The organism is Acinetobacter sp. ANC 3903, assembly GCF_002135315.1.
Lineage (GTDB): Bacteria > Pseudomonadota > Gammaproteobacteria > Pseudomonadales > Moraxellaceae > Acinetobacter.
The window spans coordinates 26185-45828 of sequence record NZ_NEGA01000018.1; the positions used below are offsets into that span (position 1 = coordinate 26185).

Below are 19644 nucleotides of genomic sequence, written 5' to 3' on the forward strand. Positions count from 1 at the left end.
CGAGGATGCTCACCTTTAAAAAAGGGAGGCTAAAAGCATTTAAACCGTATGCCCCAAAGCCTCGCCCATCACTACAACAGAGTTGGCTTTAAACATCGCGTCCCACTGCATTTTATCTTTTTCAAATAAAATTACCGCAGTTGAACCCAAGTAGAAACGTCCCAACTCTGCGCCTTTTTCAAGGAACAGGTTGTGCTGGTTCAATTCCAGATGTCCAGTCGGTTTCACCTTACCGGTGGCTACAGTTTCAATGCCAGCAACAATCATGGCACCCACTAAAACCACCGCCATACGGCCCAGTTCAGTATCAAACAGGCAGACCATACGTTCATTACGGGCAAATAGACCTGGAATATTTTCCGCAGTGGTTTGATTGACCGAGAACAATTCACCTGGTACATACAGGGTTTCAGTCAAAGTCCCGGCAAAAGGCATATGCACACGGTGGTAATCTTTAGGCGATAAATACACTGTGGCAAAATGACCATTTTTAAAGGGTTCAGCCAATTGCGGATCGGCAATCAGTTTTTCCACCGAAAAGCTTTGACCTTTGGCCTGAAAAATATCGCCTTCTTCGATTTTACCCAGCTGTGAAATTGCGCCATCTGCAGGTGACACAATACTATGCGGATCAGCATCAATTTGACGCACACCCTGTTTTAAAGAGCGGGTAAAAAATTCGTTAAATGATTTGAATTTCAATGCATTGCTTTGTTCAGCAATCGACATATCAATTCCATACTGGGCTTTAAAAGCCTGAATCACGGCATTTTTGATCATCGGATGTTCACTGGCAGCCAGTTTACCCACGACACGAGATAATTGGTGTTGTGGCACAACACGTTGTGCTTGAATAAATAGTTGTTTTTTTAAACGTGATGCGAAGCTCAAGATGGTAACTCTCCGGTAATAATCGGACTGTCGGGACGGTTGCCCCATTCACTCCACGCACCATCATAAGCCTGAATTTTCCAACCGAGTAACCGGCCCAAAATATAGGCCAAACCTGAACGGTGATGTGACTGACAATACACCACTACAGGTTGTTTTAAATTGAAACCCAATTGTTCCAAGCGTTGCTGAGTGCGTTCTAAGGGATGTAATTTTAAATGATTTTCACGATTTAGGGCAGTACTCCATTCAAAATGTCGGGCATTTGGAATGTGACCGCCGCGTCGCGCTGCGAGTCGAAGACCGGTATATTCATCTTCGGTGCGGCAATCCCACAATTGAATGTCATGGTTTTGGACTTGCTCTAAAAGGTCGGCATATTCAATACGGTATTGATTAATATGCGCCTGATTGATTTCCACCAGCTTGTCTACAGGTGTAAAAGTTTCAGCTGCTGAGGAAGTCGGCAAACCCGCGGCCAACCAGGCATGAATACCGCCATTCAATAAACTGGTATTTTCAAAACCCATACAATGCAGGTTCCAGATCAGGCGCCCTGCCCATGCGCCACCTTCATCATCATAGGCAACCACATGATGTTCCGGGGAAATATTCAAATATTCAATCAGGGCTTTTAAGCCCTCTACATCGGGCAATAAACCTGAGGCTTGTTCTTCTTGACGTACCAGCTGCTTCGGTTGAACATGAATAGCATGCGGAATATGCAATTGATCATAAACAGAACTACGGCTTAAATCGACAATGCGTAATTTTTCATTGCCTAAAAACGGAACCAGCTCTTCTGCTTCTATCAGCAGACCAAAATTAAATGCAGATACAGTCATACTTTTTCATGTTTTATTTAGATCAACATTGCCGATCTTAGCATAACTCGTTTTCGCTATTATGCTGATTTTTTGCTTTCCTTCAGCAAAAAATCAGATATAGCATGCATGATTATGCCGTTTCAGCGAGATTAAAAACCTGACGTAAATAAGCCAAGAAGGTATCGTTATCGGTCATGGTTTTTCCTGGGCTATCGGAAATTTTTGCCACCGATTGACCATTACATTCCACCAGTTTTAATACAATATTCAAGGGTGTTTGTCCCATATCATTGGTTAAATTGGTGCCAATTCCAAAGCTGACCTGGAAACGGTCTTTAAAGTATTGATGTAAATTCCAGGCTTTTTCAATATTCAGGCCATCACTAAAAGTCAGCATTTTGGTTTTGCTGTCAATTTTAAGTTTCTTGTAGTGGGCATAGGCTTTATCTCCCCATTCGTAGGGATCGCCGCTGTCATGACGCAGGCCATCAAACAGTTTGGCAAAATACAAGTCAAAGTCACGCAGAAAGGCATCCATCCCGACGACATCAGTGAGGGCAATACCTAAATCGCCACGATATTCCTGCACCCAAGTTTCCAGTGCCGCTTTCTGGAAATCGCGTAAACGCACATCCAAAGCCTGAAAAGCCTGTAAAAATTCATGTGCCATAGTACCAATCGGGGTAATGTCTAATTGTTTGGCAATCAGGACATTGCTGGTACCACGGAAGATATTCGGTACTGCCACATGAAATTGTTCAATCACATGTTTTTGCCAGGCAAAGCTATAACGACGGCGGGTACCAAAATCGGACACCAAGAATGGTGGATCTTCCGGATTTTGTTCTGATTGATATTTTTGCGTCAAGGCAATTTTCGCCTGTAAGCGACGCTCGCCTTCTGCCAAGACTTCATCACTACGAATGCGCGTGAAATACAGTTCATTGACAATGGCCAGCACAAAGATTTCAAACATCATCGCCTGAACCATGGGTCCCTCAACCCAAATATCCAAACGACCTTGTTCATCAATACTGACTTTAATAAAACGACGTTTCAGCTGGAATAATTCCAGATAATCGACAAAGTCACTTTTGATAAAACGTAAACTGCGAAGATAGAGCAGTTCATCTTCTTTAAATTTAAGCTGGCATAAGTAATCGAGCTGCTGATTCAAATCATCCAGAATATCCGTCAGTGGATAAACGGTATCCTCTAAATTACGGCAACGGAAATGATAAAGACTGTGGGTTTGAGGAAATTTATGTAATACCACCTGCAACATGGTGAATTTGTACAAGTCAGTATCAAGCAAAGATTGAATGATTGGAGGCATATTTCGTGAAATTTCGCTGTGCTTCATACATTAAAGCACAATTTGTAGCTTGATATGACTAGTTTTAAGTACAGCTAGGCCAATCCAGCTCCATGTTTAACGGCTAAACCTCACTGTTATTTAGTCATAGGCCTTTATTTCATTTCCTGCAAGATACTATTACTGCAAGTCTCGCGTTCAAATACTCATATCCAGTTTCGTTAAAGCCTTCTTTGACCTGTTCATTCAAAAATAGAGCACATCTGTCTAATAAAACCTAATGATCCTGTTGAGAGATTTTTGCAGTTTTAAAACTTAACTTTTGCCTATTTGCTACAATGCTGCGGATAAATTTAAGATTTAAATTGGTTAAGTTATGCGTGCTTTATTACAACGAGTTCTAGAAGCCAAAGTTGTTGTAGATGGTGACACCACTGGGCAAATTGAAAAAGGCATTTTGGTTTTTCTGGGCCTAGGTAAAGAAGACAATCTGGAAAAAGGCAAAAAGCTGATCGACAAGATTTTAAAATACCGTTTTTTTGATGATGAGCAGGGCAAAATGGGCTGGAATGTGAGCCAGGCCGGTGGTGGATTATTATTGGTGTCGCAATTTACCTTAATGGCGCAAACGCAAAAAGGTTTGCGTCCTGACTTTGGGCCTGCCATGCCGCCGAGTGAGGCAAAAGCTTTATATGAAGCTTTGGTCGACTATGCCAAATCACAATTTGAGCATGTGCAAACCGGCATTTTTGCGGCCGATATGAAAGTGCATCTAGTGAATGATGGTCCGGTGACGTTTAATCTGGAAGTTGAATAAACTATCAAATTAATTTTTAGATAGCTTATCTAACATTAATTGATTCTGAAGGGCTTGTTGGAGCATTGCTTCAGAAGCCTTCCTTCCACTTAATCCCTCTTCAATGCGAACCTTAAGCTTTGCTTCTAATACATTCTCTACGTATCTAAATTTCCCAATTTGTATTTTTTCAAATTCTTGTAATTCGGATTGGTTAAATATCATATTTAAATGATTTAAAACTACACTGTCTTTATGCCATCTAAGCTTTAACTGACGATTTCCTTTAGCTTTAGCAATTAAATAATATATTCGCAGCATTACAGCTCTATAAATAAATAAAAAAGTCCAAATATCATCATCAATATAAATTTTTAAGTTTTCAATTGGATCAACAATATCTGATAATTTTTTTATTAGTTGCCCCACATCATCTTCAACTATAGGAAAATTTCTCATGGCAGGTATATCGAATAAATTTTCATATTCCTGCGGAGTCAGAATGTCTAATCTTCCCCCAATTATTGAAGGTTTATTTTTAGATATATATAGAAAAGCATTCCATGCTTTTTCTAAAGCATCTAATTTTTTTGAATATAATAATGATTGTGTTGCACCATAAGTTGTATTAGCTAAATTCAAAGTAGCGATTTTTTTATCAACTAAATCTTTAAGCTGTATTAGCTCAGTTTCTTTTTGAACCTCTAATTTACTTTCTAATTGAGAGAGTTTTTCTTTATATTCATAATCAATACTTTGCTTTAGACGCTCTTGGATCCAATTTTTAAGTAAAAAAATTACAATTGGAGCTAGAAGAACACCACCAATAGAAAAACTTAATAGATCAAATGACATTTATTTTTCCAAAAATAAAGGAGGAATAATCCTCCTTCTTTCGTATTTTTCTTAATTACTTACCGGTTTTTTCACGAATAAATGAACGTACCAGTTTCACTTTTTCTTGTATCGGTTTAGGTAATTTTGGTGGAATCAGTTTGGCAACTTTATTAAACCAGACCAAAAGACCAAAATCGCCTTCCATTTTAATCGTTCCATTTTGCATGCCAGTCATGAAAGCGCTTGGATCACCTTTCATTAAAGTTTTTACGCCTTGCTCACTGTCTGCGAACTGCAAAATGAAGTCCGCTTTTTCCGCATCGCCTGCTACTGTGTCAATTTGTCCATTGTTTACAATAATTTGACGTGCAACACCCAGGTCAGTACCAATTTGAATGCGGAATTGACGTTCATGAACCAGCTCAATAAATTTTGGGCTGGTACGCGCCAACTGCTTCATACGCAAAGCTAAGCCCGCAACTAATAAATCAAGCGGATCCGTGCTTACATCGACCAGTGGTAATTTTACGACAGGAATCGAAGATAGTTTCATGACATTTAAGCCTATTGTAATTGTTGGAAAATTGACGACTTATCCTACCATAACTTGTGTTTTTTGAAGTAAGGCTTTGTATAACAATAATGAACAAAAAAAAGATGTGCCTGAGCACATCTTTTTATTTTTTTAATTTAATTTATAGATCTTTCAAATTAACGGCTTGAACACTGTTGCTGTTCATCGTCATAAACTGGTGTATGTTCAATATACTGACGTTTGGCTAAAGCTCGTTCTGCACGACGATCTTCACGTAATAGCAGCATAGTTACAATAACCATCACCGACATTAACGCAGTCAGATAGCTGTATGCCATGGGTAAATCAAAAACGACTTGTGTACTGAAGCGAATGGCTTCAATCACTCCCCAAAACAGCATACCTGTAAACATATAGCTTAACAAACGACGATAAGGCGAGAAGAAAACAGCTATCAAAGCAGCCGCAATCAAGCTTAAGCCAACAATGGTTGCTAAATTCGCTGTAACCATAAAAACCTCCGTCCTATATAGGATTTTGACACTTTTATATGGGTCTAAATCAAATCCCCGATAGCGTGAATAAATGATGAAATATATTTATATCAATCTCTATGCAAGCATTATGCGGAGTTTTTTTAAGAAAAAAAGTCTTGTATTTTCAGTAAGCGACATACCTTGTCGCAATATTATTTTGTCATTACATTTTTTTATTTTTAACTTTTTCTGGAAACGAGATGGGCTCGGACTTGCCGTGTCATTACAAAAAAACAACTCCTTTAAAGCATTAAAAAAACTTTTTTCCTGAATGGCTTGAATGCTGTTTTTATCGGCAATGCCTGGCTACCGTTCATCGTATTTTGCCTATTTTCAACAAAAAAACGCGACATCAATGTCGCGTTTAGTCAATAAACTTCAATCTTTAGGCACGGCTCAGATCTTTATCATGTACGCCGAGCAGATAGAGTACTCCATCAAGGCCGACGCTTGAAATCGCCTGATTGGCATTTTGACGAACCAAAGGTTTGGCACGGAAAGCCACACCTAAGCCGGCAATAGACAGCATTGGCAAGTCATTGGCACCATCGCCCACGGCAATGGCCTGTTCTAGTGAAATGCCCATTTTCTCAGCCAGTTCACGCAGCAATAAGGCTTTACGGGCACCATCTACAATATGTCCTTTGACTTCACCGGTAACCACACCATCTTGTACATCCAAAATGTTGGCATGTACTTCATCAATCCCCAGTTTTTCTTGCAGGTATTCGGCAAAATACTGAAAACCACCGGAAAGAATGGCGGTCTTATAACCCAAGGCTTTCAAGGTTGAAATCAGGCACTCTGCCCCTTCTGTCACGGTTAAGCGCTCGGCAATTTGAGGTAAAACAGAAGCATCCATACCTTTTAATAAGGCGACACGGGCACGGAAGCTTTGCTGGAAATCAAGTTCCCCTTGCATGGCACGTTCAGTAATTTCAGCAACTTGCTCACCAACACCGGCCTCAATCGCCAGCTCATCAATCACTTCCTGTTCAATCAAGGTCGAGTCCATGTCAAAGCAGACCAGACGACGATTGCGACGGTAAGCATTATCTTCCTGCACCGCAACATCAACGCTTAATTCGGTTGATAAACGCAAGCATGCCGCACGCATGGCAGTGGCATCGAGCATTTGTCCTTTCAATCCAAATTGCACGCAAGAGCGTTTAGGTCCATCGGCTTGAATATCCAGCTCCGGACGACCCGACAAACGGGTCACGGTTTCAATATTAAAGCCCTGGTTGGAGACAATCTGAGTCACGGCCTGCAAATGTGATGCTGTTAATTCCGGTGCCAGTGCCGTCACGATATAACGGGTCTGTCCCCCTTCACTCACCCATTGATCATATTCTGATGTAGAGATTGGTTTAAAGCGCACTGTTAAGCCAATATCATGTGCTAGAATCAGAATCTCCTTCATGGCTAATGCTGTAGCAGTTTGGTCATCTGACGAAACAACAATACCTAAAGTCAGTTGGTTGTGGATGACGGCTTGTCCAACGTCCATAATTTGTAACGAATGTACGGACAATACCTGCATTAATCGTGTAAATTGATTAGGCTGGTCGGGTCCCAAAAATGATATAAGAATGATTTCTCGCATGAATTGACTCGGATCTGAGCTACAACTATTGCTAGAATCATAATCGAATTTGAACATAAATGCCTTGGAAGTTTACGTTGAATGCGCCTAGACAAGGGCTATTTGCTAGCCTACTGATTGTAAGTTTTGCTTTTCACACCTTTTTACTGGTACTTGCGACGACGCATCAACTGAATGCTAACCGCGCAAGTCAGGGACAGCTGATGACCTCACAACTGGTCACAGACAGCCTGTCCGAGCTGGAACCGGCCAATACGGTGTCATTGGCTTTACTGGCCGACCGTTATGCCACCAACCCGAGTGTGGCCTCTATCCGTATTTTAGATGCCAATAATCAGGTACTGGCAACAGGTGGTTTAACCAAAACACGCCAAGGCGAAGTTTTTGTTCGTGAAGCACTGCAAAATGAAAAGAAAGTCGGCAGTATTGAAATTACCCTGATTCAGCCAAGTATTGGGGAGATTTTACGTACCCAATGGCTGGCGATTTTATTATCGCTGCTGATTCATGGTTTATTATGGTTAGCTTATCGCGCCATTGCCCGTCCAAGCCGTACCGAATATCTGGCGCGTATCAACAATGAATCACGCCTCAAACATGAAATTCAAACCCTGACTCAGGCTTTGGAACAAGAACAGCACAATGCCGCAGTCGCGATTGCTCAGGCGCAGAACAATGCTCAGGCTAAAACTAAAACCAAAGAATCCAAGCCTGTAGTGTTGGATGACAATTGTATTGCCTTAAATATTCAGTTTTATGATCCAAAACAGCTGATGGATTCGGTGAATAAAACCGTTTCTATTCCTTATTTTAATTTATGTCAGATTTTCCTGAATAAAGCCACTGAACTCTGTGTTCAACACTACAAATTAAATAATTCAGATATCTCCACTGTCCATAAATTTGATGAACATGGGGCAACCATTAGCATGTCGGTCGAAACACCGAATGCGGTGCAATGTCTGGTGATGATCAGTACCGTATTCCAGTTATTATCTGATGTGCTATACAAACGCTATCGTGAAGAAAAGCGTTTCGTGTTGCAAACACGCAGTGCCATTTCCAGCCATGTTGAGGCGATGCACCTCAGCCCTGTGCAAGCGGCAGAACGTCTGGTACAACAACTGGCAGCCAAAGAAAGTGCCATTCATTTACCGAATGAATTACTTAAAGGTATTTCAGATTGTTACCAGTTGGTCAGCATACCGAATCCAACCAACGTGCTCACCCGTCATGCCTTTATGATGAACGGGATGGACAGTGAAGTGGCCGAATTGGCACAAACCTTTAGAACTGAAATTTTAAAAGCCAAGCAATCCAAAGCATCTTAAAAACAGCTCAATAAAAAAAGCCGGGTTCATGAACTCGGCTTTTTATTGCTAAAATTTTGTGCTGAAGTGCCACTGAAGTCAGCAGAGATCTTTTAAGCATTATTCTATTTTATCTGTCCTGCTTGCCCAATAACTGGCTAATGCAGGTCCTGCAATGTTATGCCATAAACTAAAGATGGCACTTGGCACTGCGGTGATGGGTGATGCAGCAAAATGTACTGCAGCCAAAGCCACACCTAAACCCGAGTTTTGCATCCCCACTTCAATGGCAATAGCTTTGCTGTCTGCATATGGCAGTTTAAAGAAGCGGCTTGCCCAAAAACCCAGTAAATAGCCCAGACCATTGTGCAGCGCGACCACGCCCAAAATCAATAAACCGGATTGCAGAATCTGCACCTTACTTCCGGCAATAATCGCAGCCACAATCGCCACAATGGCAAATACCGAAATCAGCGGCATCACTTGAATATAGGCATCAACTTTTTGCTTGAATAACGAGCGCACAATCAGGCCCAGAATAATCGGGAACAAGACCACCTGAAGAATCGAACCCAGCATCGACAGGGCATTAATTTCAATCCATTGGCTAGCCAAAAGATAGAAAATTGCCGGGGTTAACACAGGCGCCAAAATAGTCGAAACTGAAGTACAGGCCACGGATAAAGCAGTATTGCCCTTGGCCATATAAGTGATGACATTGGATGCCGTCCCGCCGGGGCAACAGCCGACCAGAATTACCCCTATGGCAATTTCAGGCGGCAGTTGAAACAGTTGACATAAGCCATAGGCCAGTCCTGGCATCACCACAAACTGTGCAGCCACGCCAATCCCAACCGCTTTAGGACTTTGCAATACCCCTTTAAAATCATCGACAGTCATGCTCATGCCCATACCGAACATGATGATCCCCAGCATCCAGGTGATATAGAATTTTAGCCAGACAAAAGCTTCAGGAACGATTAAAGCAATACCGGCGAATAGCACCACCCACAGGGCAAAGGTTTTTTGAATAAATTGGGTGAAACGCAACAAATAAGACATAAAGATCAATCCGATATTTATTCTAGTATCTCGTCCAGGAAGTAACTTTTACAACATTGCCTAGCAAAAATATAGACTTCCCTAGACTGGATTAAACCGTTTACGAGGCCTGTTGCTGAACAATATCTTTGACCAGAATACGTTTTACTCCGGCTGCCAGCATGTCTTGCCAGGCATGTTGCAATGAACCGTGTAAATCGATGCTCTTAGTGGCATCGGAAATCACATAGGTTTTAAAGCCCAGTTTGCAGGCATCTATTGCTGTCCATGCCACACAAAAATCAGTGGCAATTCCTGCAATAAAAACGGTATCAATACCACGTTCTTTTAAATAGCCGGCCAAACCGGTTGTGGTTTTTTGATCTGCTTCCAAAAAGGCTGAATAGCTGTCGATATGGGCATGAGTGCCCTTGCGGATGACCAGTTGGGCAGTCGGTAAATTGAGCTCTGGATGAAGTTCTGCATCAGTAGTGCCTTGTACACAATGGCTTGGCCATAAGACCTGACTGCCATAGTCGAGCTGAATACTGTCATAAACCGCCTTACCAGAATGATTGTCTGCAAAAGAGATATGATTTTCAGGATGCCAGTCTTGAGTCAGGACAATATTGTTAAAATACTGCCCCAATACATTGATATTTGGAATAATCTGATCGGCATTCGCTACGGCCAGATTACCGCCTGGGGTAAATCCTCGTTGTACGTCCACCACCAGTAATACGGCATTATTTTGCATCCGTTTTCATCCCCTGAAATCTCGTTTTGTGCCCAAGCATAGCGCAAATATAGTAGAGTATTTTTAGCGCTGCCGATAAAAATAGAATGACTGTCCATTCGGATCAATCTGGAAATCAGTTCTATAACTGCATGATTTTGGAATAAATCATAAATGAAAGCGTTATTTTTATTTCATCATAATCTATAAGAAAAAAGAAAATTCCCCCTATGAATGACAGGATGATTTTTTAAATTCTGAGCATAAAAAAAGCCTGCAAATGCAGGCTTTTTTAATCTTTTCAGTATTACACCTTGGTGCGATTCACCAGGATCAGCATACATACTGCAGAAATAATGATACATGGAATCGCTGCGGTAATAACCCCTGCTGCACCGAAGCCTGCAGTCAGTAACTGACCTGCGATCACAGGGCCAAGCATTGCGCCGATACGGCCTACTGCAGAAGCAACACCTACACCAGTACCACGTACTTCGGTCGGATACACGATACTACCAAAGGCATACAGTACACCCTGACAGCCGATCACAAATGCACCTGCCAATGCTGCTGCCATATACATCTGGTTCAGCGAGCTTGCACCATTTAGCGCCAGTAGACCCGCGAGGATACCACCGTACATCAACAGGATGACGTAAGCTTTCTTCCAGCGATCGGTCAACATCCCCAGAATAATCGTACCGATGGTCGCAGTCACCATGAAGTAGAACTGTGCGGTTGAACCGTTTTGACGGGTAAAGCCCAGTTCCATAAACAATGATGGTAGCCAGCTCAGCATGATGTAAACTACCATCAGGGTAAAGAAGTAGCTCACCCAGATACAGATCGTGCGTAACAGGTTATTGGAATTAAACAGGTCCTTAAATGAACCTTGTGGTGAAACGGCAAGTTCTGCTGCAGTTTTGTTCTTGGCCTTCAGGTATTCCTTTGACTCAGGCAAGAACCACATCATGAGTGGAATCACGAAGACAGGTAATAAACCACCCAAGTAAAAAACATTCTTCCAGTTGGCACCAAATTCAGTGGCGGCAATTAAAGATAAAATCGCAGCACCGACTGGCATACCACAGTACATCAAGCCCACTGCACGACCACGATTTTTTGGAGATACTGCTTCTGATGCCAGCGTGATCAAAATCGGCATTGCACCGCCCAGACCCGCACCTGCCAGAAAACGTACTGCCAGCAAACTATTGAAGCTGTTGACCCAAACTGTACATAAGGTAAATACAGCAAATGTTGCTGTCGACCAGACCAACACTTTTTTACGACCAATCCGGTCAGCAAGTCGGCCACCGATCAGTGCACCTGGTAATAAACCCAGAATCCCTGCACTAAAAAACACACCCAACTGAGAGCTGTCGAGACCAAAATACTCACGAATACCTGCAGCGGCGATGCCGGCTGCCTGAATATCCAGACCTTCAATCACAGCAATCAGAAAACAGATCGCTACCGTGACGATGGCATGCTTATTATCTGATTTTTCCATTGGATTATCCTTGTTCAATCAGCATTACAAAAAGAAAGCCATCATCTATGAGTCTGGAAATTCAAATAACTACCAATAAGTGGAAGAATTTACACTTTATTGACAAAAATACGGGATATTTAAAACTTTTCGATACCAAAACACATAGTCGCAAAAGCACTTAATCAAGTTTAATCAACACACAAAAAATCAACATGACCCTTATAATTTCAATTCTGAAAATCATCTTATGCGAAAAGAGTTAAAATAGATTAATAGTTTTAACTGATTATTTCTTAAGTTTTTAATGATCATTTGGATAAATTAAATGACCGATTTATATTGATTTAACGTCTATGCTAATCATAATTAAATCTTAAATTCTGATGTTTTTACCCGGAATTATTGATTCTATTGACTTAAACCTGCATTTCTTGTGATATCGACCCTTCATTTCTCCAGTTTAAAAACCTCATTTTTAAGATTAGCCCTAAGAAACCTTTCAGCTGTGTTCAATTTAAAAAGTTAATTTGCTGGTGATGGCCAAACTTTTCACTTGCTTTTAATAAAGTTTTTAGATGGTTTGACTAAAGCATATTGTTCTTCACCGCTTGTTCGTTCATAATTTGCATAAGCATTATTCAATTTCATTCAATTGAGTTGAATTGGCTATAAATCAAAATACGTAACCATCCAAATTTATGTTTTTCTACCTCACCGGATGGGCAAATAGGATATTTTTTTAAAATGACTCAGCAAGCACAGATCATTCAAGGCTCAATTGTCGCAATCGTCACCCCAATGTTTGAAGATGGCAGCGTAGATTGGAAGGGTCTAGAAAAGCTGGTTGAGTGGCATATAGCACAGGGCACCAACAGTATTGTGGCTGTGGGTACTACAGGTGAAGCATCAACTTTAAGCATGGCTGAACATACCCAGGTGATTAAAGAAATCATTCGTGTGGCCAACAAACGTATTCCTGTCATTGCTGGTACCGGTGCTAACTCTACCCATGAAGCGATTGAACTGACCAAAGAAGCCAAAGAACTGGGCGCAGATGCTGCACTCTTGGTCACCCCTTACTACAATAAGCCAACCCAAGAAGGTTTATATCAGCATTATAAAGCGATTGCTGAAGCGGTAGACTTGCCTCAAATTCTGTATAACGTTCCGGGCCGTACCGGCGTAGACATGTTAAATGAAACCGTGATTCGTCTGGCAGATATTCCACAAATTGTCGGCATTAAAGATGCAACCGGCGACGTTGCCCGTGGTAAGGAACTCATTGAAGGATTAAACGGCAAAGACATGACCGTTTATTCTGGCGATGATGCTACGGCATACCAGCTTATGGGTCTGGGCGCTAAAGGCAACATTTCTGTGACTGCCAATGTCGCACCGAAGGAAATGAGCCTGATCTGTGCTGCTGCACTCGCAGGTGATGCAGAAGGTGCTGAAGCTTTAAATAATAAAGTTGCAAATTTACACAATATTTTATTTTGTGAATCTAACCCAATTCCTGTGAAATGGGCACTCCATGAAATGGGCTTGATTGGTACCGGTATTCGCTTACCATTAACTCCTCTTGCAGAACAATATCGTACCCCATTGCGTGAAGCACTGAACGCTTCGGGTGTCATTAAATAAAGAGCACAACATTATGCAATTACGTTTTGGTTTAACCCTTGCACTTTCGGCATTCAGTTTAGTGGGTTGTAGTTCCATGGGAATCAGTAATGGTTCGCTGGACTATAAAAATACAGCAACCCTTGAACCCCTGAAATATCCGGAAGGTTCAATGGTTCGACCAGCAACGCCATTGTATCCATCTCCAACAGTTGACCCGCTTGCCATTGAGCATGCACCTAAGCTTGAAAATAAGCGTGGCAACCGTTTTGCTCTTCCCCGCCCCGATAAGGCACAGACCAATGCAGTAGCAAATGCCCAGGACGACAGTACAAATGTCGGTCGTCCGCAGCTGGTTCGTGATGGAAACCAAAATCCGTTGCTCAAAATAGACGGAAATTCTGCTACAATTTGGCAGTACACACTTGCTACCCTCAGCAGCCTGAACCATACCATTGTGGGTCAAAGTAAAAATCGTTACGAAGTCACCATTAAGGTCGATCAACAGATCTATGTATTAAGACTGACATCTGTAGGTACAAGTAATAACATCGCTGTGTTCAATGCCGATAACAGCTTTGCAGACAAAGAAAAAGCTGCAGAACTGTTAACCCAGATTTACCAAAATTGGCCAGCCTAGTCGTACTAGGCATTTTTTTTTGAAAAAGGTTCCCCCCATGTTGAAACAAACCTTGCTCTATACTGGTAAAGCGAAATCTGTTTATGAAACAGACAGCGCAGATCACCTTATCCTAGTCTTCCGTGACGATGCATCTGCATTTAACGGCGAAAAAATCGAACAGCTGGATCGTAAAGGCAAGGTGAACAACCGTTTTAACGCCTTCATCATGGAAAAATTGGCTGCTGCTGGCATTGAAACTCACTTCGAAAAACTTCTTTCTCCCACTGAAGTTTTAGTGAAAAAATTAAAAATGATTCCGGTTGAATGTGTAGTGCGTAACTATGCTGCCGGTTCTCTATGCCGTCGCTTAGGTGTAGAAGAGGGTAAAGAACTTGTTCCACCTACTTTCGAATTGTTCTTCAAAGATGATGCGCTTGGCGATCCAATGGTGAACGAGTCTCAAGCGATTGCTTTAGGCTGGGCGACTGCTGAACAATTGGCACAAATGAAAGAACTCACTTACAAAGTGAACGAAGTGCTGAAAGGCTTGTTCGATGCAGGTAACATGTTACTTGTAGACTTCAAACTTGAATTTGGTGTATTCCACGACCGTATCGTGCTGGGTGATGAATTCTCTCCAGACGGTTGCCGTCTATGGGACAAAGACACCAAGAAAAAACTCGACAAAGACCGTTTCCGTCAAGGTTTAGGCGGTGTTGTTGAAGCTTATGAAGAAGTTGCTGCACGTTTAGGTATCGATCTTACTGATATCTAATCAGTCATCTGATTCAAAAAAACCGGGCTATTTAGCTCGGTTTTTTTATACTCCAAAAATCGAAAAAACAGATATTAATAATAAAAATGATCGTTTTTACAATATGCTGTTTTTTACTTAATATATCTCACATACCAGGCAGCAAGATGTTGGAGTAGTTGGTTTTATAGTATCTTGCTTGCCAGCCAGAATTTGAGTTTACCCTCTAGGATGTATCTCCCCCAAGACATCCTATTTTCAGCCCAATCCCTCCTATGGATTGGGCTTTTTTTTGGCTTATTGCTGCTGTTGTTGCTGTTGCCAACGGCGTTGCTGTAAACGCTCTCCTTCCACTTCACGTTTATTGCGTGCCGACTCATACAGCTTGGTGCCCTTTAATTCAGGCGGCATATACTCTTGCAAGACAAAATGCTCTGGATAATTGTGCGGATATAAATAATCCACCCCATAGCCCTGCTCTTTCATGAGTTTGGTCGGTGCATTGCGTAAATGTAGTGGCACAGGTAAATTAGAGGTTTTTTCAGCTAAGTCGAGCGCCTTGTTAATGGCCAGATAAGTACTGTTACTTTTGGCACTGGTGGCCAAGTACACGGCACATTGACCCAAAATAATCCGGCATTCCGGCATGCCCACCGCCTGTACCGAACGGAAGCATTCTCCTGCCAGCAGCAAGGCATTCGGATTGGAATTGCCAATATCTTCCGAAGCGGCAATCAGCATACGGCGGGCAATAAACACCGGATCTTCCCCGCCTTTCAGCATGCGTGCCATCCAGTACAAGGCGGCATCCGGGTCACTGCCACGAATCGACTTAATAAACGCAGAGACCAAGTCATAGTGCTGCTCGCCCGATTTGTCATAACGGGCAATATTCTGCTGTGCCACTTTCACCACAATGGCATTGGTAATGATATTTTCCAGTTCCGGCTCAAAAGTGCTGGCAATTAAATCCAGCAGGTTGAGTGCCTTACGCGCATCTCCAGCAGCAAATTGCAACAAGGCCTCATATTCTTCAATTTGAATATAGCGTTCTTTTAAAAAAGCATCTTGCTGGATTGCCTTATTGATCAAGGTCTTAATCGCCTCTTCATCCAAGGCATTTAAGGTATAGACCTGACAACGCGATAACAAGGCATTGTTCACTTCAAAAGAAGGATTTTCTGTGGTCGCTCCAATTAAAGTGATTTTGCCCTTCTCGACTGCATTCAATAAGGCATCTTGCTGTGACTTGTTAAAACGATGAATTTCATCAATAAAGACGACAGGTGTCAGTAAATCACCACTTTCGGCAATTACTTCACGCAGTTCTTTTACCCCGGTATTGAGTGCCGATAAACTCACAAATGGCCGATCCACCGCCTGTGCCAAAAGCAAAGCAATCGTGGTTTTTCCTACCCCCGGTGGCCCCCAAAAAATAATCGAAGGTAAATGTCCTTGATCAATCATTTGACGTAATGGCGCACCAGCCCCTAATAGATGATCTTGACCAATAATTTCGGACAAGTCACGCGGGCGAAGTCGTTCAGGAAGTGGAATATGGCTCTCAGACATCTTGTTATTTCTTAACTGTACTTAAAGTAAGTCTACTATGTAATTTTAAGATCGCGTATTTCAAATCAACTGATTTACAAAAAAATCATATTGTTGTTTTTAAAAAATATACATCATGATTGTGCCGCTTTTTACGTGAATTTACTTTTAAATAGAACAAAGTAAGCTACCCAAAATAAGTCGACCACCAGAAATACAAACTGAATCATTCTACTGCTGCGCATTCATATGTATAATTATTTATGCGGAGTGCATCACATTTTCAAGCATCTTGATTATTTTAACGGGTGAGCTTTATGGAAGATACTTTCAAAAACAAGCGAATACCGCTTAGTCGGGATGGCAAAATAAAAAAACAACAGCGTAGTAAAACTCATACAACTCAACTGTCTGCCAAAAACATGCTCATTCAAAATATTCTTAATCAGTTACCCCAGCTGGTCTGGGTTAAAAACAAACAAAACCAGTATTATTATAATCAAGCTGTTTGTAACTATCTTGGTCACAATATCAATCTACAGCATAGCGATGAGTGTCAAACATTCATTCATCCTGAAGAGTACCCGCACTTTAGTGTACTTTGGCAAAATGCCTTACACACTCAACAAGGCTTCGAACAAGAATGCCGTATTCATCATCATGAGCAAGGCTATCGGGTTTGCCTGGTTTCCGTTCAGCCAGCCCAACATTTAGATGATATTGAATGGATAGTGACCGCCACCGATATTCATGATCATTATTTAAAGCATACTGAATTGCATCAGCAAGTGCTTGCCCAGACCAAAATGCTGGATGCCAGCGTGGACTGTATTAAAATTTTAACACCACAGGGTCATGTCACCCATATGAACCGTTCAGGTTGTCTGGCCTTAGGTGTACCGGTCAATGAAAATAAGTTTGGTATACCGTGGTTAAATTTACTGCCCGAGCCAATTCGGAATTCGGGGCAACATGCGTTAAAACAAGTGGCAAAAGGTCATAATGCCCGTTTTGATGGCATGAGTGTTACTCCAGGTCAGCCTCCACAATATTGGGACAATATTTTAACCCCCATATTCAGTGAAGATGGATCAACCCAAAGTATTCTGTGTGTTTCCCGTGATATTAGCCAACAAAGAATTGCAGAAAAAAAGCTTCAACAGGTGAGTGAACTTGACGAATTAACGGGCTTATATAACCGTCGTGGATTTAATAAAATTTTTAAAAAGACCATTCTAAACGCACAGCATCAACACCAATCTGTGGGCTTTTTGCTGATTGATTTAGACTATTTCAAACATATTAACGATACCTTGGGTCATATTGCGGGTGACTATTTACTCCAGATTTTAGGTCAACGCTTGAGTGGCTGTTTTAACGAGCAAGTGGTGGTCTCACGTTTAGGCGGTGATGAGTTTGCGATTATTATGCCGCAGTTGCATGATGAATCTGAATTGCTGAACATTGCAAAAATAGCGCGTCAGCAACTGGATATCCCGATTTGTTATGCCGGGCAATATATTAATGGCGGGATGAGCATCGGCTGTGCCATCTACCCGCGTGATGCAAACAATAGCTCAACATTGTTACGCTGTGCCGATGTCGCGCTGAATGATCTTAAAGTCAGTGGTCGTGGCGGTATCCGGATGTTTAAGAGTGCCATGATTAAAAGCATAGAGCTGACGACCAAACAGCTTTCGCTGGCCCGAGCCATTATTCATAACAATAAAATTTTTCCAGTCTATCAGCCCAAGGTCAATCTTGCAGATGGAAAAGTCATTAGTTTTGAAGCCTTGCTGCGCTGGCATGATGCAAAAGATCAAATCCAGCTTCCCTCGGATATTTCTTCCGCTTTTCAGGACTATGAACTGGCTACGCGGATCAGTGAAATTATCCAGCTTCAAGTCTTTCAGGATATGAGCCAATGGCTGGAAGCCGGCTTGCAACTGTTACCCATTTCCATCAATGCCGCGCCGGTCGAATTTTTAAGGGATAACTACGCAGAAACGCTTTTAAACCGGCTAGCTCAATTTAAGATTCCCTACCAGCTGATTGAAATAGAAATTACCGAACAAAGTCTTTCTGAACATGGCGCAGACTATGTGATCCGTGCGCTTAGACTATTAAAACAAGCGGGTCTGAGTATTTCACTCGATGATTTTGGTACAGGCCATTCATCCTTGACCCGATTAAGGGATTATCCGGTCGACTGCCTCAAGATTGACCGCAATTTTATTGAAAATATACCGGACAATCTTTCTGACTTGGCGATTATAAAAGCGATTAGTCAGATTGGCGCGAGTATATCTTTGGATATACTGGTTGAAGGCATTGAAACCAGGGCACAGGTAGAAGCACTCAAAGCTTGTGATTGCTATATTGGACAAGGCTTTTATTTTTATCATCCCCTGAAATTTCAGGATGCCATGCAATTATTAAATCCTGTAGCTCATGCAGCTGAGCCATTCAGTTCTTCTGGTTGATCATTCAAGTGATTTAAGTCTGCATGCTCGCAGTCATTCTACTTTGCTGACTGAAGAAGTGACTTCAGCAGAAATGTTAATGCTGAAGTAACCTGCCGATTAACGCACCCAGCGCACAATATATTCCTCAAGATCATCTTCATGAACTTCCGTTTCGGAAATACAACGGCCTGCTGCCGATTTTCTGGCTTTGATCACACTGTCACGTGTTCCTGTATTTAAATAATGCCAGGTCGGTAAATTCTTGTCTTCTTTTAAACGGCGGTAAGCACAGCTCGGCGGGAGCCAGTGAATCGTGTCTAATTTTTCTGGGGTCAGCTGAATACAATCTGGTACGTGCTCCAGACGCTGTTCATAGTTGCTACAACGTGCCGTTGTACAGTCCAGAAGTTTGCAGGCCACCTTGGTATAAGCGACTTCTTGCAGCTCTTCATCTTCCAATTTGATTAAACAGCATAGGCCACAACCATCACATAATGCTTCCCATTCAGCTGTTGTCAGTTCAGCCAAAGCATATTTTTTCCAGAATTGTGGACGTAATTGTTCAGTCATAGCAGTGAGAAAACCAGAAAAGTGATAACGATGATAAGGGGTACAAGTTTACAGGGAATAAACATGATTTTTACTTCAAATCATAGATTTGCCGTCAAAGTGAACATTTTTTAAACACAAGCATAACACTGTTG

Annotated in this window: 18 protein-coding genes; 6 read left to right on the forward strand and 12 right to left on the reverse strand. The window is 41.8% G+C overall.

Annotated features, from left to right (window positions below):
- Nucleotides 1-39: 39 nt before the first annotated feature.
- The 3 genes from asd to pncB all read right to left on the reverse strand — a co-directional run bounded on the left by asd (nucleotide 40) and on the right by pncB (nucleotide 3054).
- Nucleotides 40-891, reverse strand: a complete 852-nt coding sequence (gene asd / locus B9T29_RS13430) for an archaetidylserine decarboxylase (protein WP_086176404.1) — start codon at nucleotides 889-891, stop codon at nucleotides 40-42.
- Nucleotides 888-1736 carry a sulfurtransferase gene (locus B9T29_RS13435; protein WP_086176405.1) on the reverse strand — a complete coding sequence of 283 codons (849 nt, stop codon included), beginning with the start codon at nucleotides 1734-1736 and terminating at the stop codon, nucleotides 888-890. Before B9T29_RS13435 ends, asd begins: the two co-directional genes overlap by 4 nt.
- A gap of 112 nt (nucleotides 1737-1848) precedes the next feature.
- On the reverse strand, nucleotides 1849-3054 hold the full coding sequence (pncB, locus tag B9T29_RS13440; RefSeq protein ID WP_086176450.1) for a nicotinate phosphoribosyltransferase: 1206 nt from the start codon (nucleotides 3052-3054) through the stop codon (nucleotides 1849-1851).
- A gap of 355 nt (nucleotides 3055-3409) precedes the next feature.
- Between pncB and dtd the strand changes: the two genes are divergently transcribed.
- Entirely contained in the window at nucleotides 3410-3850 is a 441-nt protein-coding gene (gene dtd, locus B9T29_RS13445; RefSeq protein ID WP_086176406.1) for a D-aminoacyl-tRNA deacylase, read from the forward strand.
- A gap of 9 nt (nucleotides 3851-3859) precedes the next feature.
- Here the strand turns inward: dtd and B9T29_RS13450 are convergent, their stop codons facing one another.
- The 4 genes from B9T29_RS13450 to serB form a co-directional block, all read right to left on the reverse strand.
- Nucleotides 3860-4684 (reverse strand): hypothetical protein, encoded by an 825-nt coding sequence (locus B9T29_RS13450; protein ID WP_086176407.1) that lies wholly within the window; start codon nucleotides 4682-4684, stop codon nucleotides 3860-3862.
- A gap of 55 nt (nucleotides 4685-4739) precedes the next feature.
- Nucleotides 4740-5219, reverse strand: coding sequence for an SCP2 sterol-binding domain-containing protein (locus B9T29_RS13455; RefSeq protein ID WP_086176408.1), 480 nt, complete (start codon nucleotides 5217-5219; stop codon nucleotides 4740-4742).
- Between the two features lie 158 nt (nucleotides 5220-5377).
- The gene (aciT, locus tag B9T29_RS13460) at nucleotides 5378-5713 is read right to left on the reverse strand and encodes an AciT family ciprofloxacin tolerance protein (protein WP_086176409.1); all 336 of its coding nucleotides are present in this window, start codon (nucleotides 5711-5713) and stop codon (nucleotides 5378-5380) included.
- Nucleotides 5714-6122: 409 nt separating this feature from the next.
- Nucleotides 6123-7343: a phosphoserine phosphatase SerB gene (serB, locus tag B9T29_RS13465; RefSeq protein ID WP_086176451.1), complete on the reverse strand. Its 1221-nt coding sequence runs from the start codon at nucleotides 7341-7343 to the stop codon at nucleotides 6123-6125.
- A 77-nt stretch (nucleotides 7344-7420) separates the two neighbouring features.
- Between serB and B9T29_RS13470 the strand changes: the two genes are divergently transcribed.
- On the forward strand, nucleotides 7421-8674 hold the full coding sequence (locus tag B9T29_RS13470) for a hypothetical protein (RefSeq protein WP_086176452.1): 1254 nt from the start codon (nucleotides 7421-7423) through the stop codon (nucleotides 8672-8674).
- A gap of 99 nt (nucleotides 8675-8773) precedes the next feature.
- Here B9T29_RS13470 and B9T29_RS13475 read toward each other — a convergent pair whose 3' ends face one another.
- The 3 genes from B9T29_RS13475 to mhpT all read right to left on the reverse strand — a co-directional run bounded on the left by B9T29_RS13475 (nucleotide 8774) and on the right by mhpT (nucleotide 11943).
- Nucleotides 8774-9715 (reverse strand): bile acid:sodium symporter family protein, encoded by a 942-nt coding sequence (locus B9T29_RS13475; protein ID WP_086176410.1) that lies wholly within the window; start codon nucleotides 9713-9715, stop codon nucleotides 8774-8776.
- 100 nt (nucleotides 9716-9815) lie between these two features.
- Entirely contained in the window at nucleotides 9816-10451 is a 636-nt protein-coding gene (pncA, locus tag B9T29_RS13480) for a bifunctional nicotinamidase/pyrazinamidase (protein ID WP_086176411.1), read from the reverse strand.
- A gap of 286 nt (nucleotides 10452-10737) precedes the next feature.
- Entirely contained in the window at nucleotides 10738-11943 is a 1206-nt protein-coding gene (gene mhpT, locus B9T29_RS13485) for a 3-(3-hydroxy-phenyl)propionate transporter MhpT (RefSeq protein ID WP_086176412.1), read from the reverse strand.
- A 726-nt stretch (nucleotides 11944-12669) separates the two neighbouring features.
- On the opposite strand from mhpT, the gene dapA reads away from it, so the two are divergent.
- Genes dapA through purC form a run of 3 tightly spaced genes read left to right on the forward strand, consistent with a single transcriptional unit; the run spans nucleotide 12670 to nucleotide 14945 of the window.
- On the forward strand, nucleotides 12670-13569 hold the full coding sequence (dapA, locus tag B9T29_RS13490) for a 4-hydroxy-tetrahydrodipicolinate synthase (RefSeq protein WP_086176413.1): 900 nt from the start codon (nucleotides 12670-12672) through the stop codon (nucleotides 13567-13569).
- Nucleotides 13570-13582: 13 nt separating this feature from the next.
- Nucleotides 13583-14188 (forward strand): lipoprotein-34 precursor (NlpB), encoded by a 606-nt coding sequence (locus B9T29_RS13495; protein ID WP_086176414.1) that lies wholly within the window; start codon nucleotides 13583-13585, stop codon nucleotides 14186-14188.
- 37 nt (nucleotides 14189-14225) lie between these two features.
- Complete coding sequence (gene purC / locus B9T29_RS13500; RefSeq protein ID WP_086176415.1) at nucleotides 14226-14945, forward strand: phosphoribosylaminoimidazolesuccinocarboxamide synthase; 720 nt, start codon at nucleotides 14226-14228, stop codon at nucleotides 14943-14945.
- Between the two features lie 276 nt (nucleotides 14946-15221).
- On the opposite strand, the gene B9T29_RS13505 is transcribed toward purC, so the two are convergent.
- Nucleotides 15222-16496, reverse strand: coding sequence for a replication-associated recombination protein A (locus B9T29_RS13505; protein WP_086176416.1), 1275 nt, complete (start codon nucleotides 16494-16496; stop codon nucleotides 15222-15224).
- A 296-nt stretch (nucleotides 16497-16792) separates the two neighbouring features.
- Between B9T29_RS13505 and B9T29_RS13510 the strand changes: the two genes are divergently transcribed.
- Nucleotides 16793-18958 (forward strand): EAL domain-containing protein, encoded by a 2166-nt coding sequence (locus B9T29_RS13510; RefSeq protein WP_086176417.1) that lies wholly within the window; start codon nucleotides 16793-16795, stop codon nucleotides 18956-18958.
- Nucleotides 18959-19057: 99 nt separating this feature from the next.
- Here the strand turns inward: B9T29_RS13510 and B9T29_RS13515 are convergent, their stop codons facing one another.
- Entirely contained in the window at nucleotides 19058-19510 is a 453-nt protein-coding gene (locus B9T29_RS13515; RefSeq protein WP_086176418.1) for a YcgN family cysteine cluster protein, read from the reverse strand.
- Nucleotides 19511-19644: the final 134 nt, after the last annotated feature.

Bases quoted from the DNA above. Each gene is read 5' to 3' on its own strand.
- B9T29_RS13435 (WP_086176405.1), bottom strand. From the start codon at position 1,736: ATGACTGTATCTGCATTTAATTTTGGTCTGCTGATAGAAGCAGAAGAG.
- pncB (WP_086176450.1), bottom strand. From the start codon at position 3,054: ATGCCTCCAATCATTCAATCTTTGCTTGATACTGACTTGTACAAATTC.
- dtd (WP_086176406.1), top strand. From the start codon at position 3,410: ATGCGTGCTTTATTACAACGAGTTCTAGAAGCCAAAGTTGTTGTAGAT.
- B9T29_RS13450 (WP_086176407.1), bottom strand. From the start codon at position 4,684: ATGTCATTTGATCTATTAAGTTTTTCTATTGGTGGTGTTCTTCTAGCT.
- B9T29_RS13455 (WP_086176408.1), bottom strand. From the start codon at position 5,219: ATGAAACTATCTTCGATTCCTGTCGTAAAATTACCACTGGTCGATGTA.
- aciT (WP_086176409.1), bottom strand. From the start codon at position 5,713: ATGGTTACAGCGAATTTAGCAACCATTGTTGGCTTAAGCTTGATTGCG.
- serB (WP_086176451.1), bottom strand. From the start codon at position 7,343: ATGCGAGAAATCATTCTTATATCATTTTTGGGACCCGACCAGCCTAAT.
- B9T29_RS13475 (WP_086176410.1), bottom strand. From the start codon at position 9,715: ATGTCTTATTTGTTGCGTTTCACCCAATTTATTCAAAAAACCTTTGCC.
- pncA (WP_086176411.1), bottom strand. From the start codon at position 10,451: ATGCAAAATAATGCCGTATTACTGGTGGTGGACGTACAACGAGGATTT.
- mhpT (WP_086176412.1), bottom strand. From the start codon at position 11,943: ATGGAAAAATCAGATAATAAGCATGCCATCGTCACGGTAGCGATCTGT.
- dapA (WP_086176413.1), top strand. From the start codon at position 12,670: ATGACTCAGCAAGCACAGATCATTCAAGGCTCAATTGTCGCAATCGTC.
- B9T29_RS13495 (WP_086176414.1), top strand. From the start codon at position 13,583: ATGCAATTACGTTTTGGTTTAACCCTTGCACTTTCGGCATTCAGTTTA.
- purC (WP_086176415.1), top strand. From the start codon at position 14,226: ATGTTGAAACAAACCTTGCTCTATACTGGTAAAGCGAAATCTGTTTAT.
- B9T29_RS13505 (WP_086176416.1), bottom strand. From the start codon at position 16,496: ATGTCTGAGAGCCATATTCCACTTCCTGAACGACTTCGCCCGCGTGAC.
- B9T29_RS13510 (WP_086176417.1), top strand. From the start codon at position 16,793: ATGGAAGATACTTTCAAAAACAAGCGAATACCGCTTAGTCGGGATGGC.
- B9T29_RS13515 (WP_086176418.1), bottom strand. From the start codon at position 19,510: ATGACTGAACAATTACGTCCACAATTCTGGAAAAAATATGCTTTGGCT.